Source organism: Devosia geojensis, assembly GCF_000969415.1.
Taxonomy (GTDB): Bacteria; Pseudomonadota; Alphaproteobacteria; order Rhizobiales; family Devosiaceae; genus Devosia; species Devosia geojensis.
The window spans coordinates 1-20,162 of record NZ_JZEX01000121.1; the positions used below are offsets into that span (position 1 = coordinate 1).

Below are 20,162 nucleotides of genomic sequence, written 5' to 3' on the forward strand. Positions count from 1 at the left end.
ATCCCTCCCCTCAAGGGAGAGGGAAGCAGATCGTGCCTGCTTACTCAGCCAGCGCCTCCAGCACCGCGTGCACCGCCGTGATCCGCGCCGGAATCGGGAAGTTCCTGTTCGCCAGCATCACCACGCCGATCCCCTCCCCCGGCACGAACGCCACATAGGCGCCGAACCCGTTGGTGGAGCCGGTCTTATTGAAGAGCGTCGGCCCCTCGGGCGCGCGCGGCGGCGTAAGCTGCGTGGCGGCATTGGGCTCCATGGCCATGGTGGCGGAGTTGCCTGCCAGCAGCCGCTCCAGCGTCACCGGATAAGGATATTGCTCCCAGCCGAGCCCCTGCACCATCTCGCCGACCTCGAAATAGCCCACATGCGTCGCCTCGACGGCGCTCCGCATCTCCGGTTCGAGCCTCTCGGGCGTAATGTTGGCTTCGACAAACCGGATCATGTCGGCGGCCGTCGCCTTCACCCCGTAGGCTTCTGCGTTAAACACACCGGGACTGGCCCGCGTCGGCAGGTCGTTCCTGTTGTAGCCCCAGGCGTAGGCGTCCATTGCGGCTTCCGGCACGCGGACATAGCTGTTTTCCACGCCGAGCCGGGGGAATATCTCGCCTTCCATCAGTTCAGCGAAATCCGCGTCCATCGCCCGCGCCGCCAGATGCCCGAAAAGCCCGATGCTGGGGTTGGAATAGCGCCGCATCTCGCCCGGCGCCGCGTCCGGCCGCCATTGCGCGAAATAGGCCGGCGCCCCGGCATTGGTCGTCACCCCGTCCGGAAACTGCAGCGGCAGTCCACCGGCGGTGTAGGTCGCGAGGTTGAGAAGGCTCGCCTCATCGATCGGGCTGCCTTCGAGCTCGGGCATATAGGCGCTCGGGTGATCCTCGATCGACATCCGTCCGAGCACCTGCGCGTAAGCGCCGAGCGTTGCGGCAAAGGTCTTGCTGACCGAGCCGATCTCGAAAAGCGTGTCCTGCGTCACCGGCGCGCCGCCGTCCTTGGATGCGACCCCGTAGTTGAAGAAATGCCGCTCCCCGTCGACGGTCACCGCGACCGCGATGCCCGGCACGTCATGCGCCCCGAGCAGCGGCTCGAAGGTGGCATCGACGGCCGCCGCAATGCTTTCGGGGTCGGCAGCCTCGGCGGCAATCGCAAGCAGGCAGGACGAAGCGGTGGCAAGACCGAGCGGCAGCGCCACTCTTGCAATGATGTTCATGAATTTCCTCTCGCTGAAGAGGCGGCGAGAAGGCACGTCCAATATGGCGTCTGCGAGACCGCGATTGGGCGCTTCCAAGGTTGATTAATGAAGGGTGATCGAGGCTTACGCCGCGTCGAACACGACGCGGTTCCGCCCTTCGCGCTTGGCGCGATAGAGCGCGATGTCGGCGCGCTTCAGCAACGCTTCGGGCGTGTCGCGGTCGTGCTCGTTGAGCGAGACGCCGACCGACACGGTCAGTGAGAGCTTCAGCGCCGATCCCACCTCGAACGCTCGTTCGGCCATGGCGGTGCGCACCCGCTCGGCGACGGATTCGGCCTGCTTGTGGTCGGTGTCGGGCATCAGCACCACGAACTCCTCGCCGCCGAACCGGCAGGCGAGATCGACGCCGCGAATATTGCGCCGCAGGCGCTGCGCCAGTTCCTTGAGCACCGCGTCGCCGACGTCGTGCCCATGCGTGTCGTTGACCGCCTTGAAGTGGTCGACGTCGAGCAGCATCACGGCGAGGTCGCGATCCTGCGCTTGCGCCTTGCCGAGCATCACCGTCAGGTGCCGGTCGAAGTAGCGCCGGTTGTAGAGGCCGGTGAGCTCGTCGGTCACCGCCATCGCCATGGTGTTGTTGACGCTCTCGCGCAATTCCGTCGCATAGCGGTGCCGGCGAATTTGGGTACGCACCCGCGCCGCCAGCTCGTTGCGCTCGATGGGGCGGGAGATGAAGTCGTTGATGCCGAGGTCGAGCGCCCGCACGACCTTGGGCCTGTCCGCCTCGTCCGCCATCAGGATGATCGGCAGGTTGCGCGAATGGTCGAGGGTGCGGATCTGCGAGCAGACCCTGAGCGGATCGAAATCCTCGAGCGCCATCGAAACCAGCGCCAGTTCGTAGCGCCCGCCGGTCACCTGGAACACGGCGTCGGCCGGGTTGGTCAGCACGTCGACCGAATGGTCCTTTTCGAGATAGCCCTTGACCCGCGCGGCATGGCGCATGTCGCTGTCGACGATCAGCACGGAGCCACCATTGGTGGTGATGGCGTCCATCGCCCGCATGGCGTCCTCGGTGGCGATCTGCTGGCCGGTGAGCGCGCGCGCCCGCAGCTCGTCGGTGAGGCTCTTCAACCGCGCCAGGCTCTTGACCCGCGCCAGCATCTGCACATCGTCGACCGGCTTGGTCAGGAAGTCATCGGCCCCGACCTCGAGCCCCCTCACCCGGTCCGAAGGCTGGTCGAGCGCGGTGATCATCAGAACGGGGACATGGTGCGTCTTGGGGCTGGCCTTCAGGCGCCGGCACACCTCGAACCCGTCCATGTCGGGCATCATCACGTCGAGCAACACGATGTCGATGTCCGAGCGCTCGCACGCCTCGATTGCCTCGGGCCCCGTCGTCGCCGTTACCACATCGAAATATTCCGCCTCCAGCCGCGCCTGCAGCAGGCGCAGATTGGTCGGGATATCGTCAACGATCAGAACACGCACCGTCACGGCCAGCCGCTCCGTATTCTAGGGACTCCCAGTCGGCGAGGATTGGCCCTGGAAGTCGCTGCGCTGAGTCGGCTGGCGTGGTTATCGGGAACCGGAGCGCAGCGTACATTCAAGTACGTGAGCACCTGAAGCGCAGAGAACCGCGTCAGACGGCCAGCGGAGTAGACTTCCGGGGCCGATCCTCAAGCGGGGCCAATGTAGTGCTCAATAGTTTCCAAAAAGTGAGGCACTGAGATGGGTTTCGAGATGTAACCCTCGCAGCCGCCTTGTAAAATCCGCTCTTCATCGCCCTTCATGGCGAAGGCGGTGACGGCGATGACGGGAATGGAATGCAGTTCCTCGTCGTCTTTCAGCCACTTGGTGACGACCAGTCCCGAAACCTCGGGCAGCTGGATGTCCATGAGGATCAGGTCGGGGTGGTGGGCGCGGGCGAGGTCCAGCGCCTCCATGCCGTTGCGGGTCTGGATGACCGAATAGCCGCGCGATTCAAGAAGATCGTTGAAGAGCTTCATGTTGAGCTCGTTGTCTTCCACGATCATCACGGTCTTGGCCATCACATCTCTCCTGCCACGAGCTGGCAGCCCGGCGCTTCGCTTTGCCGCTGCCATGGGCTAGCATGCAATCGGTTACAAAAACCGAAATGGGCTCGGCCTTGCATCTACGCGACACCCTCGAAAACAACGCGCAATCTCTAGCCGATCTCTGCCTCGGCTACCTTGCCGAAAATCCCGAAGAGCTCGCCCGCTTCATGGATCATGCCGGCTACGATCCGGCTGCGCTCCGCGGCGCGGTGGGCTCGCGCCATCTCGCCACGGGCCTGATCGACTACTTTGCCTCAAACGAAACGATTCTGCTCGCGCTTTGCGCCAATGCCGGGATCCGGCCCGAGGAGTTCATGCGGGTCTGGCAGCGGCTCAATCCTGCCGGGTGACGGCGATGGCCGGCACGCCCTATCTCTGTCGGGACTGCATCGGGACCGGGGAGGCCTCGGTGGTGCCCGACCGTTGCCCGTCCTGCGGCTCGCCGCGCATCTTCGCCCATCCCGAGCTCTTCGATCTCCAGATCGCCCATATCGACTGCGATGCCTTCTACGCCTCGGTCGAAAAGCGCGACGATCCTACCCTCGTCGACAAGCCGCTGATCATCGGCGGCGGCCAGCGCGGGGTCGTCTCGACCTGCTGCTACATCGCCCGCCAGAGCGGCGTGCGCTCGGCCATGCCCATGTTCCAGGCCAAGCGGCTCTGCCCGGATGCGGTCGTCATCAAGCCCAACATGGCCAAGTACGTCGCCGTCAGCCGGCAGATCCGCGAGCGCATGGATGCGCTGACCCCGCTCGTCGAGCCGCTTTCGATCGACGAGGCATTCCTCGATCTTTCGGGCACGCGGGCGCTGCACAAGGCCCCGCCCGCCGTCGTCCTTGCCCGTTTCGCCAGGGGCATCGAGACCGATGTCGGCGTGACGGTCTCCATCGGCCTCAGCCACAACAAGTTCCTGGCCAAGGTCGCCTCCGACCTCGACAAGCCGCGCGGCCTCGCCGTCATAGGCACGGCCGAGACCGTAGCGTTCCTCGCCGAAAAGCCCATCTCGCTGATCTTCGGCGTCGGCAAGGTCTTTGCCGAGACGTTGCGCAAGGATGGCCTGACGACCATCGGCCAGCTCCAGGAGATGGCGCCGGAGGACCTGATGCGCCGCTATGGCGAGGTCGGCGCGCGCCTCGCCCGCCTTGCCCGCGGCGAGGACCACCGCGCGATCTCGTCCGATCGGGAAATGAAGACGGTCTCCTGCGAAACGACGTTCTTCAAGGACCACATCGACTTCGAGGAGCTTTCGACCGAACTGCTTTCCCTTTGCGAACGCCTCTCCGAGCGGCTCAAGGCCAAAGGCATCGTCGGCGATACGGTGACCCTCAAGCTCAAGAGCGCCGGCTTTCGCCTGCGCACCCGCGCCCGCCAGCTCGTCGTGCCGACGCAGTTGGCCGGCGTTCTCTACGAGCACGGCCGCTCCCTTCTCGCCCGCGAGATCGATGGCACGGCTTTTAGGCTGATCGGAATCGGCGTTTCAGGTATTGAGGAGGCGGCGGGTGTCGATCCGACGGACCTCCTCGAACCCGCCATCGCCCGCAGAGCCGCTGCCGAACGAGCGATCGACAAGGTGCGCGGCCGGTTCGGGCGTGAAGCTGTGGTGCGCGGCAAGCTCTACAGAGCCAAACCGGCGCCGGAGACCGAAGACGAAACGCAAGAAGGCGAGAGACGATGACCAGCCCCATCGAGAAACTGCGCGAATACGGCTACGAGCTGCCCGCCCCCAAGCCTCCCGTCGCCAGCTATGTGCCGGTGGTGCGTACGGGCAACCTCGTCTATGTCTCGGGCCAGATTTCCTCCAACGAGTTCGGCGTGGTCCAGGGCCTGCTCGGCGACACCATGAACGTCGTCCAGGGCGGGAACGCGGCCGAGCTCGCCGCCCTCAACATCCTTGCCCAGCTCGTCCACATCGGCGGCATCCGGCTCGAGGACATCACGCGCGTCGTCAAGCTCACCGTCCTCGTCGCCTCGACCCCCGAGTTCACCGAGCAGCACCTCGTCGCCAACGGCGCCTCGAACCTCCTCGTCGGCGTCCTCGGCGACAAGGGCAAGCACGCCCGCGCCGCCTTCGGCGTCACCAGCCTTCCCCTCGGCGCCGCTGTCGAGATCGATGCCGTCGTGGAAGTCGCCGGACAATAGCGTTTCGGCCCCGCACGGGTAACGTTCTGTTACGAAACCGTCACCGATCGGTGCCACTTCGAGCCTCTAATCTCCTCCCATCGCGAGAGCTTCATGACGACGACCACCGCGCCCATGTTTCCACGTCCCGTCGCTCACCGGGGCCTCCACAACCGCGCCGCCGGCGTCATCGAGAATTCCGCATCCGCCTTCGAGGCGGCCATCGCCCGCGGCTTCGCCATCGAATGCGACCTGCAGCTCACCAGCGACGGCGTGCCCGTGATCTTCCACGATCCGGACCGCAAGCGCCTGCAAGGTGTCGAGGGCCTCGTCGCCGACGCCACTGCCGCCGAAGTCACCGGCACGCCCCTGCTCGACAGCGCCGCCGGCGACCGCCCGCAGACGTTCACCGAGTTCCTGGCGCAGGTGAACGGCCGCGCCCTCCTCCAGGTCGAGCTGAAGCATCAGCGCGACATCGCCAACACCCAGCTCCTCGCCCGCGCCGCCGCCGAGGCTCTGAAGACCTATGAGGGCCCGGTGACGGTCGAATCGTTCGATCCGCGCCTTATCACCCTCGTGCGCCAGTTCGGCTTCACGGGTCCGCGCGGCATCATCACCTACGATTATGCGCCCGACGGCTGGCACAAGGACCTGCCCGAGGAGCAGCGCTTCATCCTGCGGCACCTGCTGCACTGGAACGAGACCCAGTTCGATTTCATCTCCTGCGCGCAGGATGCGCTGGAGCTGCCGGCCATCAAGTTCTGGCGTGCGCTCGGCAAGCCGGTGACCGGCTGGACCGTCCGGTCCGCCGTTGAAGCCGAGGCAGCTCGCCCCCATATCGACCAGATCGTCTTCGAAGGCTTTGACCCCGACGCATAGGCGCCGGCCAGCAACCGGGCTGCACGGACCGGGCGGTTGGGCGTAATATCGGGCAAAGCCGATCCCCACCTCGAGCGCCTATGTCCGATCCCGCCTTCACCGCGACCGTTCATCCCTCGACTGCCTCGATCCCGGCCGAGACATGGAACCGGCTGGCGCCCGGCGACGGCTGCCGGCCGGACAATCCATTCCTCGACCACGCGTTTTTCCTCGCCCTCGAGGAATCCGGCTGCGCCTCGGCGCGCACAGGCTGGCAGCCGCAGCACATTCTCCTCAGCGACCCGGACGGCGCGCCCGTCGGACTGATGCCGCTCTTCCTCAAGTCCCACTCCATGGGCGAATACGTCTTCGACCACGGCTGGGCCAACGCCTTCGCCCAGGCCGGCGGCGACTACTACCCCAAGCTCCAGTGCTCGGTGCCGTTCACGCCGGTGACCGCACCCAAGCTTCTCATCCCCTCCGGCGACGATGCGGTGAGGCGCCATCTGCTGGCCGCCGCTGAAGAGCTGGCCCGCCGCCAGCACGCCTCCTCGGTCCACGCCACCTTCGTGCCCGAAGAAGAAGCCGACGCAGTCGAGGCGACGGGCTGGCTCAAGCGCGTCGATACCCAGTTCCACTGGCACAATCACGGCTTCGGCAGCTTCGAGGAATTCCTCGAGACCCTCTCCTCGCGCAAGCGCAAGACCATCCGCCGCGAGCGGCGCGATGCGCTGGCCGAGGGCATCAAGGTCGAGTGGGTCACCGGCTCCGATCTCAGGGAGCATCACTGGGACGCATTCTTCGAGTTCTACGAGGACACCGGCAGCCGCAAATGGGGCCGTCCCTACCTCAACCGCCGCTTCTTCTCGCTGCTCAACGAGACGATGGCCGACCGCATCGTGCTGATGCTGGCCTATGACGGGCTCACGCCTATCGCCGGCGCCCTCAATTTCGTCGGCAAGGATCGCATCCTCGGCCGCAACTGGGGCTGCACGCGCGACGTGCCGTTCCTCCATTTCGAGCTCTGCTACTACCAGGCCATCGACTACGCCATCGCCCACAAGCTCGCCGTCGTCGAGGCAGGCGCCCAGGGCGAGCACAAGCTCGCCCGCGGTTATGAACCGACTCCGACCTACTCGGTCCACTGGATCGCCCATCCGGGCTTGCGCGATGCCGTTGCCGATTTCCTCGTACGGGAGCGGCTTTCCGTCGCCCACGAGCAGGAAGTGCTCGAGCATTTCACCCCATTCCGGCGCGGCGAACGGACGGACTGATCAGCCGGTGGGGATGCACCCTTGCGGAAAAGCCCAGGAGAAGGGTAACCCTGGTCGTGAGCTCAAGAACGCCACGAGGGAACCATGACCGCCTACGAGCCCGACAACATCTTCGCCAGGATCCTGCGCGGCGAAATCCCATCCGTGAAGGTCTACGAGGACGAAGCGGCGCTGGTGATGATGGACATCTTTCCCCAGTCGCGCGGCCACACGCTGATCGTGCCCAAGGCGCCGTCGCGCAACCTCCTCGATGCCGAGCCGGAAACGCTCTCGAGCGTCATGCCGCTGGTGCAGAGGGTAGCGAAGGCCGTGCAGAAAGCGACCAACGCCGACGGCATCCGCCTCGCCCAGTTCAACGAGGAACCTGCCGGACAGACGGTCTTCCACCTGCACTTCCACATCATCCCGGTTTACGAGGGCACGCCCCTTGGCCGCCACGCCGGCGGCGCCCAGGCCGATACCGCCGAGCTCCAGGCGCTGGCCAAGGACATCGCTGCCGCGATGGACTAGCCCAGGAACTCGGTCCGAGCCCGCTCGATGACCAGGGAACGGATGGCGACGTTGGACGGCTGTTTCAGGATGTAAAGGATCGCCTCCACCACGTTGCGATCACTGAGCATATCGTTGGCACCTCGCTCTTCATCCCACGCGGCTTCGGTCGGCAGCACGTCCTCGATGAGACCCGGATAGACCGAGGTCACCCGGACGCTCGTGCCGATCAGTTCCTCGGTCAGCGCCTGCACGAATCCCGACTGCGCCGCCTTAGCGGCGACGAACGCAGCCGAGGAGCCGCGCATCCGGGCATAGGGCAGTCCGCTCATCGAGACGACGGTGTGGAGGTCCGCATGAGGCCGGGCGCGCAGCACCGGCAGCAGCCGCCGCGTCAACGCCATGGTTCCGGTGACGGTGGAATCGATGATGGCTGCAATCTTCTCGTCGGTCAGCGCTTCGAACGCGCCGCCGGCCCATTGCGACCCCGAGTTGACGAGGATGTCGAGGTTCCCATGACGAGCCGCGATATGATCCGCCGCCTCGGCGACCGACGCGAGATGGGCGAGATCGCAGGCGATCACCTCTGGCCGCCTGCCGGTGCGCCCTTCGATTATCTGCGTTGTCGCCGTCAGCGTACCGGGCGTTCGGCCAAGCAGCAGCGGCACCATGCCATGGTCCGCTGCGATAATCGCAAGCGCGGCGCCGAGCCCCCTGCCGGCTCCAGTGATGGCGATCTTGCGTCCCTGCAGGCCCATTCTCATTCCTCCGGACAAGCAAAAGGCCGGGACGAACCCGGCCTTTCGGTCTTAGTCGAGCGCGGCGATCACTCCTTGGCGACCGTCGCTTTTTTCGTTCTCTTCGGCTTAGGGCCGGTCAGGGCCTTGGGCTTGGCAGGACGCGGCGGGGCCGCCACCAGCTCGAGCTTGGCTTCCGTGCCTTCGCCGACGACCGCGACAGTCACCGTGCCGCCGTTGACCAGCTCGCCGAACAGCACCTGTTCGGCCAGCGGCTTCTTGACGTGCTCCTGGATGACGCGGGCGAGCGGACGAGCGCCCATGCGCTCGTCATAGCCCTTCTCGGCCAGCCAGTCGGCCGCTTCCGGCGTCAGGTTGATGGTGACGCCCCGCTCGGCAAGCTGGCCCTCGAGCTGCAGCACGAACTTCTCGACGACGCGCCGCACGACCTCGGCGGGCAGCGGCGCGAACGAGATGATCGCGTCGAGCCGGTTGCGGAACTCCGGCGTGAACATCCGGTTGATCGCTTCCTCGTCGTCGCCCTGTTCGCGCTTGCGCCCGAACCCGATCGGGCTCTTCTGCAGCTCCATGGCCCCGACGTTGGAGGTCATGATGAGGATGACGTTGCGGAAGTCGACGGACTTGCCGTTGTGGTCGGTCAGTTTGCCGTGATCCATAACCTGCAGCAAGATATTGAACAGGTCCGGATGCGCCTTCTCGATCTCGTCGAGCAGCACCACGCAGTGCGGGTGCTGGTCGACCCCGTCGGTGAGGAGCCCACCCTGGTCGAACCCGACATAGCCCGGCGGCGCGCCGATCAGACGGCTGACCGTGTGCCGCTCCATATACTCCGACATGTCGAAGCGCAGGAGCTCGACCCCGAGCGTATCCGCCAGCTGGCGGGCGGCCTCGGTCTTGCCGACGCCGGTCGGACCGGTAAACAGATACGAGCCGATCGGCTTTTCCGGCTCGCGAAGGCCCGCGCGGGCCAGCTTGATGGCCGACGAGAGCGCGGTGATCGCCTGGTCCTGCCCGAAGACCACAGTCTTGAGGTTGGTCTCGAGACCCGAGAGCAGCTCCGCATCCGACTTGGAAACGGATTTCGGCGGAATGCGCGCGATGCTCGCGACCGTCGCCTCGATGTCCTCGACATCAATCAGCTTCTTGCGCTTGTCCTCGGTCACCAGCATCTGGCTGGCGCCCGTCTCGTCGATGACGTCGATCGCCTTGTCCGGAAGCTTGCGGTCGTTGATGTAGCGGGCCGAAAGCTCGACGGCGGCCTTGAGGGCGTCGTCGGTGTACTTGAGCTTGTGGAACGCCTCGAAGTACGGCCGCAGGCCCTTCACGATCTCGATGGCGTCCGGAATCGTCGGCTCGTTGACATCGATCTTCTGGAAGCGGCGGACCAGCGCCCGGTCCTTCTCGAAGAACTGGCGGTATTCCTTGTAGGTCGTCGAGCCGATGCAGCGGATCGCGCCGGAAGCCAGGGCAGGCTTCAGCAGGTTCGAGGCATCGAGCGCGCCGCCGGAGGTGGCGCCGGCGCCGATCATGGTGTGGATCTCGTCGATGAAGAGCACCGAGTTCGGGAGCTTCTCGAGCTCCTTCATCACGGCCTTCAGCCGCTCCTCGAAGTCGCCGCGATAACGCGTTCCGGCGAGCAGAGCGCCCATGTCGAGCGCATAGATCACCGCCTCGCGCAGGACCTCGGGGACCTCGCCTTCGACGATCTTGCGGGCAAGGCCTTCGGCAATGGCGGTCTTGCCGACGCCGGCGTCGCCCACATAGATCGGATTGTTCTTGGAGCGGCGGCAAAGTACCTGGATGGTGCGGCGCAGCTCCGCGTCACGCCCGATCAGCGGGTCGATCTTGCCGTCGCGGGCCTTGGCGTTGAGGTCGACGCAGAAATCGGCGAGCGCCGAGCTCTTGCCGCCGCCTTCGCCACGCGCGTTCTCGCCGGCACTGCCGTCGCCCCCCTCTTCCGAGCCGCGCACGCGGCGCGGTTCGTTGGGGCCGGACTTGGTGATGCCGTGCGAGATGAAATTGACCGCGTCGAGCCGGCTCATGTCCTGCTGCTCGAGGAAATAGGCGGCATGGCTCTCCCGCTCGGCAAAGATCGCGACGAGCACATTTGCGCCCGTAACCTCTTCCCGGCCGGAAGACTGGACGTGGATGACCGCGCGCTGGATGACGCGCTGGAACGCGGCGGTCGGACGCGCATCCTGGCCATTGGGCACGATGAGGCTGTCGAGCTCTTCGTTGATGAAATCCTCGAGGTCGCTTTTGAGCGCCTCGATGTCGACGTCGCAGCCATTGAGAACGGCGATCGTCTCTCGGTCGTCGGTCAGGGCCAGCAGCAGGTGTTCCAGGGTGGCGAACTCGTGGTTACGCTCCCGCGCCAGGTTCATCGCCTGGTGGAGGGCCTTTTCCAGTCCGCGAGAGAATGAAGGCATAGCGAATTCCTATTGCTTTTCCATCACGCATTGCAGCGGGTGCTGGTTCTTGCGTGCAATGTCCATAACGCGCGTGACCTTGGTTTCGGCCACTTCGTACGGATAGACGCCGCATTCCCCAACCCCCTTCTGGTGAACGTGCAGCATGATGCGCATGGCGTCTTCGCGCGACTTGTTGAAGACGTCCTGCAGGACAAGGACGACGAACTCCATGGGCGTGTAGTCGTCGTTGAGCAGCAGCACCCGATAGAGGTTCGGGCGCTTTGTCTTTGGCCGCGTCTTGGTGACCGTTCCGGTCTCCTGCCCCGGCCGGCCCGTGTTGCCGCGCCTGTCGTCGTCCTCGGGTCCGAGCACGACGGATCGCCTCCGGCCGGCTTCGGCCGGCGAAGAAAGGTTTGCGGGTATGGCGTGGCGCGATGTCGTCATGGCCGGGATATCGGATGCAGGGAAACGACGCAGCATGGTGGACCCATTATGTAGGCAAAATCCGGGCGCTGTTAAGGGGCAGTTCGTCCCATATTTGTGATGCGTCGAAAGGCCCCGGATTTCGTCCAAATTTGACTGCATTTTACCGAAAAGTAACACGCCGCGTCCTAAGGTTCGCCTGGTTGTGGGCGCAGTCGTGGCCGCCGGGGGCATGCCACCGCGCTTGATAGTTTCGAGTTGTGTACGGGCGCGGTACGTCGCCCGGGAGTAACGAGTTGGAGTACCGGGTGGCTTCCCTGGCGCAATCCTCTTGGCGTGCCCGCATGGCGCGCGCCGTCCTGACCTTCGTTGTTTGCCTTGCGATTTTCGTTCCGGCAACGGCGCCAGCCGCCGCCATCGAGAACCTGCGCAAATACGCCGGAATCGTCGTCGACGCCAAATCCGGCCAGGTGCTTTACGAAGAAGGCGCCGACTCCAAGCGCTATCCGGCGTCCGTCGCCAAGGTGATGACGCTCTACATCCTCTTCCAGGAGCTGGAAGCGGGCAACATCAGCCTCTCGACCAAGATGACGGTGTCGCGTCACGCCGCGTCCGCGGTGCCGACCAAGCTCGGGCTGCGCGCCGGCTCGACCATCAGCGTCGAGGACGCGATCAAGTCGCTCGTCACCCTCTCGGCCAACGACATGGCCCGCGTCATTGCCGAACACATTTCCGGCACCGAGAGCAAGTTCGCCGAGCGCATGACCGCCACGGCCCGCGCGCTCGGCATGCGCAGCACCACCTACCGCAACGCCTCCGGCCTGCCGGATGGCGGCCAGATCACCACCGTGCGCGACCAGGCGATCCTCGGCATCGCCGTCTACCAGCACTTTCCGCGCTACTACGAGTTCTTCCAGACCCGCAGCTTCCGCTACGGCGGCAAGACCTTCGGCAACCACAACCGGGTGCTCGGCTACATGAACGCCGTCGACGGCATCAAGACCGGCTATATCAACGCCGCCGGCTCGAACCTCCTGACTGCCGCCCGCGCCAACAACCGCCACATCGTCGTCGTCGCCTTCGGCTTCAACAGCGCGGCGTCCCGCGACCAGAAGGTGCGCGAGCTCGTCGCCAACTACCTGCCCAAGAGCCGGCGCGGCGACTACCTGCAGACCGCCATGATCCCGCTGCCGGGCCGCCAGGGCGGCGGCACCACCATGGTCGCCCAGTCCGCCCGGCCGGTCTTCGTCACCCCCGCGCCCCTGCCCGGCTTCCGCCTCGCCCAGCTCGTCGCCGCCAACGGCGCGCAGCCGGCCCCGACGCCGACGCAACCGGCTCCGCAGCCGCAGGTGGTGACCGCCAGCCTCGCGCCCGTTCCGGCGCCGATGCCCGCCGACCTCACCCTGCAGCCAGCCGTACAGGCGGCCAATGTCCTTGCCGCCCCGACGCAGCCCCCTCAGCCCGCCTATCCGGCGCAGGACGTGATCGGCGCCTGGCTCAGCGAGACCTATTCGCTCGGCGCCCCGCCGGCGGCCCTCGGCCAGACCGCCCCCTCCGCGCCGCTCGTCGCTCCAGTCGAGGCCGGCGGCGATGGTCAGCCCATCGATCTCATGACCAGCGGCAGCATCTCCGTCTCGGACAACCAGGCCCCCATCGGCGGCTGGATCGTGCAGATCGGCGCCGCCCCCTCCGAGGAGAGCGCCCGAGGCATGCTGGCCGATGCGACGGGCAAGCTCGGAACGCTCGCCGACTTCCGTCCCTATGTCGAGCGGTTCGAGAAGAACGGCCAGACCTTCTTCCGCGCCCGCTTCACCGGCTTCGGCGATCGCGACGACGCGACGAACGTCTGCAACCAACTCAAGCAACAAAATCTGAGCTGCCTCGCAATGCAGAGCTAGCCGCTGGGGATCCGTCTCTTGGCAATTGGTTTGGAGTAGCCTGGATGACCGAACGTTCTGCCCTATCCGAATTGGCCGGGCTCGTGGCCCGTTCGCCTCTCGCCTCGTCCAACGAGGCCGTGCGCCGCCGGGCCCTGAACGGGCTGGTCGCGCGCATGGCTCCGCACTCCCAGCGCCGTTCGGTTGGCGAGCTGCTGAGTGCGGTGCTGGCTCTCTCGGCCCGCACCCGCCGCGTCGCGTTGCCGCCCGTCGCCGTCGATATCGATGTGTTCTCGCCGGACGGGTGCCGTGCCGTGGAGCTCGATCTCGGCCGCTAGCCCCGACCTCAGGCCAAGGCTTCAGCCGGCCTCGTCTCGCCCCGCCTGCCGACCGGCAGGTTGAGCCCCTGCACCAGCATCCGGTATTCCTGCCGCGCGCTGATATGCGACATGGACGACATGCCGCCCAGCAACGCCTGATCCAGCGGATCGAAGACCGTCAGTCCCATCGGAAAGAGCGAGCGGAAGATCACCCGCTCGGCGATACCGTCCGCTACCCGGCAGCCGAGCCTACCGGCGATCCGCTCCAGCATGCCCTCGACCTGCCGCGTATTGCGCGAGGTGAGCGGGGCGACGCGATTGCGCAACAGCACCCAGTCGATGGCTTGTCCGTCCGCCTCGAGCCGCTCCGAACGCGCCCGCAGCACAAGGCGTGCGTAATGGCTCGTGGCCCCCGGCTCCCCGTTTGTAGGGTCGATATGCGCGAGAACATTGAGGTCGATCAGGCTGTCGTTGATCGGGGTGACGAGGGTGTCGGCCATGGAGTGGGCGAGCCGCGACAGGCTCGTATCGAACCCGGGCGTGTCGATGACGACGAAATCGGCTTCGCCGTCCACTTCCGCCAGCGCGCGGCGAAAGAGGTCGAACTCGAGCCTGCGGGTCTCGACCGCGGAATCGTTGCGCACGGCCGGCAGGTGGTAGTGGGTGGTGTGCGGCAGCGCCACGCCGCTTCCGGCCATCCAGTTGCGCCGGTTGCGCACATAATGGGTGAGGGTCTGCTGGCGGCTGTCGACGTCGATGCTGGCGACGCGGAATCCTTCTCGCAGCAGGTAGATAGCCAGGTGGAAGGCCGTCGTCGACTTGCCCGAGCCGCCCTTCTCGTTGCCTACCACGATCACATGCGCACCGGTTCGCACCGCAGCCGCTCCCCGCTCTGGCCCGCCCCGAATGTGGAGGCTCCCCCGTTAGAAACAAGAGCCCGAATGATTAACAAACGCTAAACCTGCGGATGCGTCGTTACCGAGGCTCGTGGTTTTTGAGCAGAAGATCGCGCGCCTCGTTGATCTTGGAAGCAAGATAGCTCGATCCGCCCCGGTCCGGATGCACGCCCTTCATCAGCTCCCGGTGGGCGGCGCGAATCTCTTCGGGCGTGGCGCCCGGCTTGAGACCGAGGATTTCGTAGGCCTGCGCAACAGGATCGGCCGACGCGGCCTGCGCCTCGTCCTCGCCCTGCGCCGTTTCCTCGAAATACTCGCGCCAGCCGGCGCGGTTGGCGTCGAGCCAGCTTTCCAGGAGGCTCACGCTGTCAGGATCCCAGGAGATCTCCTCGATGAGCGCACGCGTCTCCATTTCGCCGAGCTGCATGAGATCGAGCCCGGCGAACTGGCCGGCGAGCGCCCTGCCCTTCACCTCGCCGGTGTCGTGATCGAGCTCCATGGCGAAATATCGGCTGCGCACCTTCGAGATGCTGTCGCCGCTCAGCGTGTCGCTGCCGAACGAGAACGGACCGAGCCGTCCGCGCGCCAGGATCGAATAGGCTGCGACGAAGAGGAAAACGGCGATATCGATTCGACGCGCGAGCAGCAGCAGCACCCCGATGATCGCCGCTCCGCCGCCCGCAGCCCACCGCGCGAGCAGCATCAGGCGATGCCGCCCCAGCCGGCGCAGACCCTGCCAGGCGGCAAGCGCCGCAAGCAGTATGGCCCCTCCGATGAAGAAATAGGTCATCAGCGCAACTGCTCGAGCAGCGCCCGCGCCGGCGCGCTTTTCTGCAGCCTCAGCAGGTCGCGGCCGCCGCTGGCATAGGCGGCGACGGCCTTCAGCAGTTCGGCAAGTTCGCGCGGCGCCGAGGAATCGAAGCGCGCATAGGCGCCCTTGGTCAGCCGCGCGAATTCGCGGAACGCCGCCTCGACCCGGCTGTCATGCCCTTCCTGGAAAACGAACATCGGGCAGCCGAGCAGCCCGAGCTGTCCGGCCTTATCGGCAAGCGCATCGACGTCCTCCTCGATGGCGTCGCCCACATAGACGACGGCGTTGATCCGCTGCCTGGCATGCTCGGCCCGCGCATGGGCGAAGACCTTGGAAATCTGCGTATTGCCGCCCCGGCATTCGATGCCGGTCATCAGCCGGGCCAGCGCCGAGGCATCGACGACCCATTTGGACGCCCTGCACTCGCCGAACCCGCGAAAATACTGGAGCTGCACCTGCAGTGTGCCCTTGGGGATCGCCTCGAACATCTCGGCCTGCAACTGACAGGCAAGATCCCAGGTCGGCTGCCGGCTCATGGTCGCATCGAGCGCGAACAGCAGCCTCCCCTTGCCCGACCCCATCGGCCGCGCCATGGCGCCGACCTGCTTGACGAAGGCGGCAATATCCGAGCTCGACGAACCTTCCCCCGGGTTCGTGACCGAACCGGGCTGGTCGCGACGCTCGAGACTGCGATCTTTCTCTCCCATGAACGGAATATGGAACCCCGCTACGCCCGCCGCAAGGCTGCGCCCGAAGGTGTGTTGAACGGGAGGATGCGACGGCGACACTTCTCACAAAGATATATCTGAGATATATCCGACTTGAGCAACGTCCGAGGAGATGCCTTTCGTGCCCGCTACCGATGTCACCCTGTCCTCCGCCGTTCACGACCCCCGGGGACGGCTGGTGCCGGCCATCGAACGCCTCGCACCGGCGTTGAAAGCAACCTTCTCGCACGTCGCCCTCAACATTTCGGATGCCACCGCACCGGACGTCGTAACCGCGGCCCGGTCGCTCCTCGATGCCGAGATCATCTTTCATCCCGCCGGAGAGGCGATGATCGGTTGCCGCCGGCGCGATGCGGTACGGCTCGGACTCCGGTCCGACGCCGTCCTCTACTCCGATCCGGATCACCTGCTGCGCTGGATCGAGTTCGGGCCGGACAACCTGAGGGGCATCCTGACCGGGCACGCAGCCATCGATTTCCTGGTCATTGGCCGCTCCGCGCAGGCGCTCTCGGCCGAACCCCGCCGCCTCCGGGAGACCGAGCGGCTGGTCAACCATATCCACACCCTTATCACCGGCGAACGCTGGGACCTGATGTTCGCAGTCCGCCGCATGTCGAAGAACGCGGCGGCGCTGATCGTCGAACACGGCAAGGTGGACACCCTCGCAAACGACGTTGAGTGGCCCCTGCTCGCGCGCGAGGCCGGATTGAACGTGGGCTATGCGGAATCCGATGCGCTCTTCTATCGCACGATCGAGGAGTTCGGAGCGCCCGCCGACACCGGCGACGAGGAGCCCCTGCAATGGATTCGGCGCATGGAATTCGCCGCCCAGCATGCAAGCGCCATGCGCCGCTTCCTGAAATAGTCGCCTACAGCAATCCCAGCCGCGCCAGTTCTACCGCGATGACCTCCGAGCCGACATCGTCGTTGGCTCCGAGATCGGGCGGCGCATCCTCCGGACGCAGATACCGCCAGCCCTGGAACGGACGCTTGGGATAGGGAACCGTGCGCACCAGGTCCGGCGCCATGATGATGTCGCAGAACGTCTGGCCTTCCGGGTCGGTGAAGGGCGCAAGCCGCAGGATCGGCTGGCGACAGCCGATGACGCCGGCGATGACCCAGTAGATCGAGGCCTTGCCCTCCATCTCGGCGGCGCGCTTGGGCATCATGCGCGTGCGGTGCACGTGCACGTCCTCGCCATAGTCGGCATCCCACCAATGGGCGCGCTCGTCGCGGTAGCTCTCCAGCTCCTCGATGCTGGAAACACCGACGCAAAGCTTGACCATGTGGATCATGCGAGCACTCCTCGTATGGCGGGCTCATCAGGAAGAAGGGGCGCCCTGTGGCAGGGGCGCCCCTTCTGAACCTTTTGCGATCAGCGGTCAAACGGCAGGTTTAGACGCCGGCAACCACGGAAAACACGAGCCCCATGGACACCAGGCAAACCAAGGTCCAGGTGGCGGCCCGCCACCATGTCTTCGGTTGACTTCGCATGCAAATGCTCCTTGTCAGCCGCTTCTCAACCGGCCCCGCAAATCACCGCGGCAGCGATGTCACAAGCCGGTCATGAATCGTTAACTGCGTCGTTTAAGCATTGCAAGCGGCGAAAAAGACACACCCTTCGCAGACGTAAAGTGTGGAAAAGTACCCTCCGCGGCCGTCGCAGGTGACGAAGAATAGGATTCTTCTTCAGCCGTTTGTGGCCGGAATCTCCACAAGTGGATCAGAAGAGGCCGAACCACAGGCCGGCCAGCGCCAGAAACGCGAAGAACCCCACGACATCGGTGATCGTGGTGACGAACACCGCCGAAGCGATGGCCGGATCGGCCTTGAGCTTGTGAAGGGCGAGCGGAATGAGGATGCCGGCGCTCCCCGCCACGATCATGTTGATCACCATGGCCAGCCCGATGACGACGCCGAGCTCCACATTGGCGAATCTGAACGCGGTCACGATGCCGATGAGGACGGCGAAGATGATCCCGTTGAGGAAACCGACGATCATCTCGCGCGTAATGAGCCGGCGCATGCGTCGCCCTTCGAGCTCGCGCATGGCGAGCGCGCGCACCGTGACGGTCATCGTCTGCGCACCGGCGTTGCCGCCCATGGAAGCGACGATCGGCATCAGCACCGCCAGCGCCACCATCTGCTCGATGGTGGCGTTGAAGAACCCGATGACGATGGAAACGAGCACGGCGGTGACCAGGTTGACCAGCAGCCAGGGTGCACGGCTCTTGACCGTGTCGAGGGTGCTGTCGGAAACCTCCTCGTCGCCGACGCCGGCCATCAGACGGATGTCCTCGTCCGCCTCCTCATGGATGACGTCGACGATGTCGTCGACGGTCAACACGCCGACGAGCCGCTTGTTCTCGTCGACGACGGCCACCTCGACGAGGTCGTAGCGCTCGAAGTCGCGGGCAGCCTCCTCCTGGTCCTCCATCGCGTCGACCAGCACCACATTGGTGTTCATCACCGCCTCGATCTTCACCGGCCGGCGCGTGCGCAGCAGCTTGTCGAGGGGCACGATGCCGAGCACGTGGTAGGAAGCGTCGACCACGTAGATCTGGTAGAACTCGTCCGGCAGGTCCTTTTCGGCGCGCAGATAGTCGATCGTCTGCCCCACCGTCCAGAACGGCGGGATGGCGATGAACTCGGTCTGCATGCGCCGCCCGGCAGACTCCTCGGGAAAATCGAGGCTGCGCTTGAGGCTGAGGCGTTCGAAGGGCGGCAGCTGCGCGAGGATTGCGTCGCGGTCTTCTTCCTCCAGGTCCTCGAGCAGATAGACCGCATCGTCGCTGTCGAGGCTGGCGACGCCTCGGGCGATCTCGGCGTTGGGCAATAGCTCCATGAGCTTGAGGCGCACGGATTCGTCGACCTCGGTCAGCGCCGAGTAGTCGAACTTGTCGCCGAGCGCCAGAATCAGCGCCAGCTGCTCCGGGCTTTCGATCGCCTCCAGCACGTCGCCGGTATCGGCGGCATGCAGTGGCTCCATCATCTCGATGACGTCGTCCGTCTCGCCTGCAGCCAGATGCGCGCGCAGGCGTTCGAGCCAGAGAGGATTGATCCGGTCCTCGGCGTCGCGGAACGCGTTGGGGTCGATCCCGGTTTCGCCAGCCGGGCCGTGGATGTCTTCTTCGCTCATTGGAGGCCCTTTTGTGACCGAACGTTTCGGGGCTGACAAAGCTGTAGCCAATCCCCGCAGACCGCGCCAGACTCAGTATCGGGCGGCAGGCGGATTTCCACGCCCGTCAGGGAGGCAGGACGATGACGAAAGCGCAAAATCGAGCTGACCTCGACGCCATCTTCGAGCGCATCGAAGCTCTCGCCGGAAACCGGGACCTCCCCGAGGTCACGCGCGGCACGAGCTACGGCACGCCCAGCCTCAAGGTGAAGGACAAGTCGTTCGTGCGCCTCAAGGACGCCGACACCCTCGTGCTCCTCTGCCCTCCCGAGCAGAAGGCGCTGCTGATGGAGATGTCTCCGCACATCTATTTCGAGACCGACCACTATGTGGGCTGGCCGGCGGTGCTGGTGCGTCTTTCGGCCATCGACGATGAGGAACTCTCGCTTCGGCTCGAGGATTCCTGGCGCTTCAAGGCCCCCGCACGGGTCGCGGCTCGCAAACCCTTGGCCACAAACACAGGGGAACCCTGACGCCGGCCCCAACTTTGCCAGATTGCCCGACAAGGCTGAGGGCGAGTTTGGGGGCGGTAACAGAACAGGTGACGTCAATGTCCTTTAAGATATTCGCCCCGTTTGCAGCATTGCTGTTCCTCGCTCTCGCTGCCTGCGGCGATGCGCCTCCGGGCGATGCCGGTGGCGCTCCGCCGGCCGATGCGCCGCCCGCCGACCCGGCCGCGCCCGCCACCCCGCCCGCTTCGCCCTAAGCATGGGACCGAAAAGTGGATACCACTTTCGGACGAATCGATGCGCCAGCGCAT

At 65.5% G+C, this 20,162-nt stretch carries 22 protein-coding genes; 11 read left to right on the forward strand and 11 right to left on the reverse strand.

All coding sequences use genetic code 11. The features are described 5' to 3' along the window. Nucleotides 1–40: 40 nt before the first annotated feature. From ampC to VE25_RS13920, 3 genes are all read right to left on the reverse strand, one after another. Nucleotides 41–1,204, reverse strand: coding sequence for a class C beta-lactamase (gene ampC, locus VE25_RS13910; protein ID WP_046109247.1), 1,164 nt, complete (start codon nt 1,202–1,204; stop codon nt 41–43). A 105-nt stretch (nt 1,205–1,309) separates the two neighbouring features. Beyond that, a complete protein-coding gene (locus VE25_RS13915) occupies nt 1,310–2,680 on the reverse strand; it encodes a PleD family two-component system response regulator (protein ID WP_046109248.1) in 1,371 nt (456 codons plus the stop codon). A gap of 182 nt (nt 2,681–2,862) precedes the next feature. After that, nucleotides 2,863–3,234, reverse strand: a complete 372-nt coding sequence (locus VE25_RS13920) for a response regulator (protein WP_046109249.1) — start codon at nt 3,232–3,234, stop codon at nt 2,863–2,865. Between the two features lie 86 nt (nt 3,235–3,320). On the opposite strand from VE25_RS13920, the gene VE25_RS13925 reads away from it, so the two are divergent. From VE25_RS13925 to VE25_RS13950, 6 genes are all read left to right on the forward strand, one after another. Next, a complete protein-coding gene (locus VE25_RS13925) occupies nt 3,321–3,611 on the forward strand; it encodes a DUF3572 family protein (RefSeq protein ID WP_046109250.1) in 291 nt (96 codons plus the stop codon). A gap of 5 nt (nt 3,612–3,616) precedes the next feature. Further along, entirely contained in the window at nt 3,617–4,936 is a 1,320-nt protein-coding gene (locus tag VE25_RS13930) for a DNA polymerase IV (RefSeq protein WP_046109251.1), read from the forward strand. After that, entirely contained in the window at nt 4,933–5,400 is a 468-nt protein-coding gene (locus VE25_RS13935) for a RidA family protein (protein ID WP_046109252.1), read from the forward strand. Before VE25_RS13930 ends, VE25_RS13935 begins: the two co-directional genes overlap by 4 nt. 93 nt (nt 5,401–5,493) lie before the next feature. Continuing rightward, nucleotides 5,494–6,258, forward strand: coding sequence for a glycerophosphodiester phosphodiesterase family protein (locus VE25_RS13940; protein WP_046109253.1), 765 nt, complete (start codon nt 5,494–5,496; stop codon nt 6,256–6,258). 80 nt (nt 6,259–6,338) lie between these two features. After that, nucleotides 6,339–7,511: a GNAT family N-acetyltransferase gene (locus VE25_RS13945; protein WP_046109254.1), complete on the forward strand. Its 1,173-nt coding sequence runs from the start codon at nt 6,339–6,341 to the stop codon at nt 7,509–7,511. An 84-nt stretch (nt 7,512–7,595) separates the two neighbouring features. After that, entirely contained in the window at nt 7,596–8,021 is a 426-nt protein-coding gene (locus VE25_RS13950) for an HIT family protein (RefSeq protein WP_046109255.1), read from the forward strand. On the opposite strand, the gene VE25_RS13955 is transcribed toward VE25_RS13950, so the two are convergent. From VE25_RS13955 to clpS, 3 genes are all read right to left on the reverse strand, one after another. Beyond that, nucleotides 8,018–8,758, reverse strand: a complete 741-nt coding sequence (locus tag VE25_RS13955; protein WP_046109256.1) for an SDR family oxidoreductase — start codon at nt 8,756–8,758, stop codon at nt 8,018–8,020. The two genes, VE25_RS13950 and VE25_RS13955, sit on opposite strands and share 4 nt — an antisense overlap. Nucleotides 8,759–8,826: 68 nt before the next feature. Continuing rightward, nucleotides 8,827–11,187, reverse strand: a complete 2,361-nt coding sequence (gene clpA, locus VE25_RS13960; RefSeq protein ID WP_046109257.1) for an ATP-dependent Clp protease ATP-binding subunit ClpA — start codon at nt 11,185–11,187, stop codon at nt 8,827–8,829. 9 nt (nt 11,188–11,196) lie between these two features. After that, entirely contained in the window at nt 11,197–11,613 is a 417-nt protein-coding gene (gene clpS, locus VE25_RS13965; RefSeq protein WP_083988954.1) for an ATP-dependent Clp protease adapter ClpS, read from the reverse strand. Nucleotides 11,614–11,936: 323 nt separating this feature from the next. Here clpS and VE25_RS13970 point away from each other — a divergent pair, with 323 nt between their 5' ends. Further along, nucleotides 11,937–13,490, forward strand: coding sequence for a D-alanyl-D-alanine carboxypeptidase (locus tag VE25_RS13970; RefSeq protein WP_046109259.1), 1,554 nt, complete (start codon nt 11,937–11,939; stop codon nt 13,488–13,490). Nucleotides 13,491–13,534: 44 nt separating this feature from the next. Further along, complete coding sequence (locus VE25_RS13975; RefSeq protein ID WP_046109260.1) at nt 13,535–13,807, forward strand: hypothetical protein; 273 nt, start codon at nt 13,535–13,537, stop codon at nt 13,805–13,807. 8 nt (nt 13,808–13,815) lie between these two features. Here VE25_RS13975 and VE25_RS13980 read toward each other — a convergent pair whose 3' ends face one another. The 3 genes from VE25_RS13980 to VE25_RS13990 all read right to left on the reverse strand — a co-directional run bounded on the left by VE25_RS13980 (nt 13,816) and on the right by VE25_RS13990 (nt 16,203). Further along, a complete protein-coding gene (locus VE25_RS13980; protein WP_046109261.1) occupies nt 13,816–14,664 on the reverse strand; it encodes a division plane positioning ATPase MipZ in 849 nt (282 codons plus the stop codon). Nucleotides 14,665–14,764: 100 nt separating this feature from the next. Then, the gene (locus VE25_RS13985) at nt 14,765–15,475 is read right to left on the reverse strand and encodes a DnaJ domain-containing protein (RefSeq protein WP_046109262.1); all 711 of its coding nucleotides are present in this window, start codon (nt 15,473–15,475) and stop codon (nt 14,765–14,767) included. Continuing rightward, on the reverse strand, nt 15,475–16,203 hold the full coding sequence (locus VE25_RS13990; protein WP_046109263.1) for a hypothetical protein: 729 nt from the start codon (nt 16,201–16,203) through the stop codon (nt 15,475–15,477). The genes VE25_RS13985 and VE25_RS13990 overlap by 1 nt, the downstream gene beginning before the upstream one ends. Before the next feature lie 142 nt (nt 16,204–16,345). On the opposite strand from VE25_RS13990, the gene VE25_RS13995 reads away from it, so the two are divergent. Next, entirely contained in the window at nt 16,346–17,089 is a 744-nt protein-coding gene (locus tag VE25_RS13995; protein ID WP_152664629.1) for a hypothetical protein, read from the forward strand. A gap of 4 nt (nt 17,090–17,093) precedes the next feature. On the opposite strand, the gene VE25_RS14000 is transcribed toward VE25_RS13995, so the two are convergent. Further along, nucleotides 17,094–17,519, reverse strand: coding sequence for a DUF1489 family protein (locus VE25_RS14000; protein ID WP_046109265.1), 426 nt, complete (start codon nt 17,517–17,519; stop codon nt 17,094–17,096). Between the two features lie 428 nt (nt 17,520–17,947). Then, on the reverse strand, nt 17,948–19,363 hold the full coding sequence (mgtE, locus tag VE25_RS14005) for a magnesium transporter (protein WP_052731972.1): 1,416 nt from the start codon (nt 19,361–19,363) through the stop codon (nt 17,948–17,950). Nucleotides 19,364–19,485: 122 nt separating this feature from the next. On the opposite strand from mgtE, the gene VE25_RS14010 reads away from it, so the two are divergent. Next, nucleotides 19,486–19,875, forward strand: a complete 390-nt coding sequence (locus VE25_RS14010; protein ID WP_046109266.1) for an MmcQ/YjbR family DNA-binding protein — start codon at nt 19,486–19,488, stop codon at nt 19,873–19,875. Between the two features lie 77 nt (nt 19,876–19,952). Continuing rightward, nucleotides 19,953–20,108, forward strand: a complete 156-nt coding sequence (locus VE25_RS23000; protein ID WP_160299989.1) for a hypothetical protein — start codon at nt 19,953–19,955, stop codon at nt 20,106–20,108. The last annotated feature ends 54 nt before the right edge of the window (nt 20,109–20,162 follow it).

Excerpts from the sequence above, each read along its gene's own strand:
- ampC (WP_046109247.1), bottom strand. The coding sequence starts at position 1,204 with ATGAACATCATTGCAAGAGTGGCGCTGCCGCTCGGTCTTGCCACCGCT.
- VE25_RS13920 (WP_046109249.1), bottom strand. The coding sequence starts at position 3,234 with ATGGCCAAGACCGTGATGATCGTGGAAGACAACGAGCTCAACATGAAG.
- VE25_RS13925 (WP_046109250.1), top strand. The coding sequence starts at position 3,321 with ATGGGCTCGGCCTTGCATCTACGCGACACCCTCGAAAACAACGCGCAA.
- VE25_RS13930 (WP_046109251.1), top strand. The coding sequence starts at position 3,617 with ATGGCCGGCACGCCCTATCTCTGTCGGGACTGCATCGGGACCGGGGAG.
- VE25_RS13935 (WP_046109252.1), top strand. The coding sequence starts at position 4,933 with ATGACCAGCCCCATCGAGAAACTGCGCGAATACGGCTACGAGCTGCCC.
- VE25_RS13940 (WP_046109253.1), top strand. The coding sequence starts at position 5,494 with ATGACGACGACCACCGCGCCCATGTTTCCACGTCCCGTCGCTCACCGG.
- VE25_RS13945 (WP_046109254.1), top strand. The coding sequence starts at position 6,339 with ATGTCCGATCCCGCCTTCACCGCGACCGTTCATCCCTCGACTGCCTCG.
- VE25_RS13950 (WP_046109255.1), top strand. The coding sequence starts at position 7,596 with ATGACCGCCTACGAGCCCGACAACATCTTCGCCAGGATCCTGCGCGGC.
- VE25_RS13955 (WP_046109256.1), bottom strand. The coding sequence starts at position 8,758 with ATGGGCCTGCAGGGACGCAAGATCGCCATCACTGGAGCCGGCAGGGGG.
- clpA (WP_046109257.1), bottom strand. The coding sequence starts at position 11,187 with ATGCCTTCATTCTCTCGCGGACTGGAAAAGGCCCTCCACCAGGCGATG.
- clpS (WP_083988954.1), bottom strand. The coding sequence starts at position 11,613 with ATGACGACATCGCGCCACGCCATACCCGCAAACCTTTCTTCGCCGGCC.
- VE25_RS13970 (WP_046109259.1), top strand. The coding sequence starts at position 11,937 with ATGGCGCGCGCCGTCCTGACCTTCGTTGTTTGCCTTGCGATTTTCGTT.
- VE25_RS13975 (WP_046109260.1), top strand. The coding sequence starts at position 13,535 with ATGACCGAACGTTCTGCCCTATCCGAATTGGCCGGGCTCGTGGCCCGT.
- VE25_RS13985 (WP_046109262.1), bottom strand. The coding sequence starts at position 15,475 with ATGACCTATTTCTTCATCGGAGGGGCCATACTGCTTGCGGCGCTTGCC.
- VE25_RS13990 (WP_046109263.1), bottom strand. The coding sequence starts at position 16,203 with ATGGGAGAGAAAGATCGCAGTCTCGAGCGTCGCGACCAGCCCGGTTCG.
- VE25_RS14000 (WP_046109265.1), bottom strand. The coding sequence starts at position 17,519 with ATGATCCACATGGTCAAGCTTTGCGTCGGTGTTTCCAGCATCGAGGAG.
- mgtE (WP_052731972.1), bottom strand. The coding sequence starts at position 19,363 with ATGAGCGAAGAAGACATCCACGGCCCGGCTGGCGAAACCGGGATCGAC.
- VE25_RS14010 (WP_046109266.1), top strand. The coding sequence starts at position 19,486 with ATGACGAAAGCGCAAAATCGAGCTGACCTCGACGCCATCTTCGAGCGC.
- VE25_RS23000 (WP_160299989.1), top strand. The coding sequence starts at position 19,953 with ATGTCCTTTAAGATATTCGCCCCGTTTGCAGCATTGCTGTTCCTCGCT.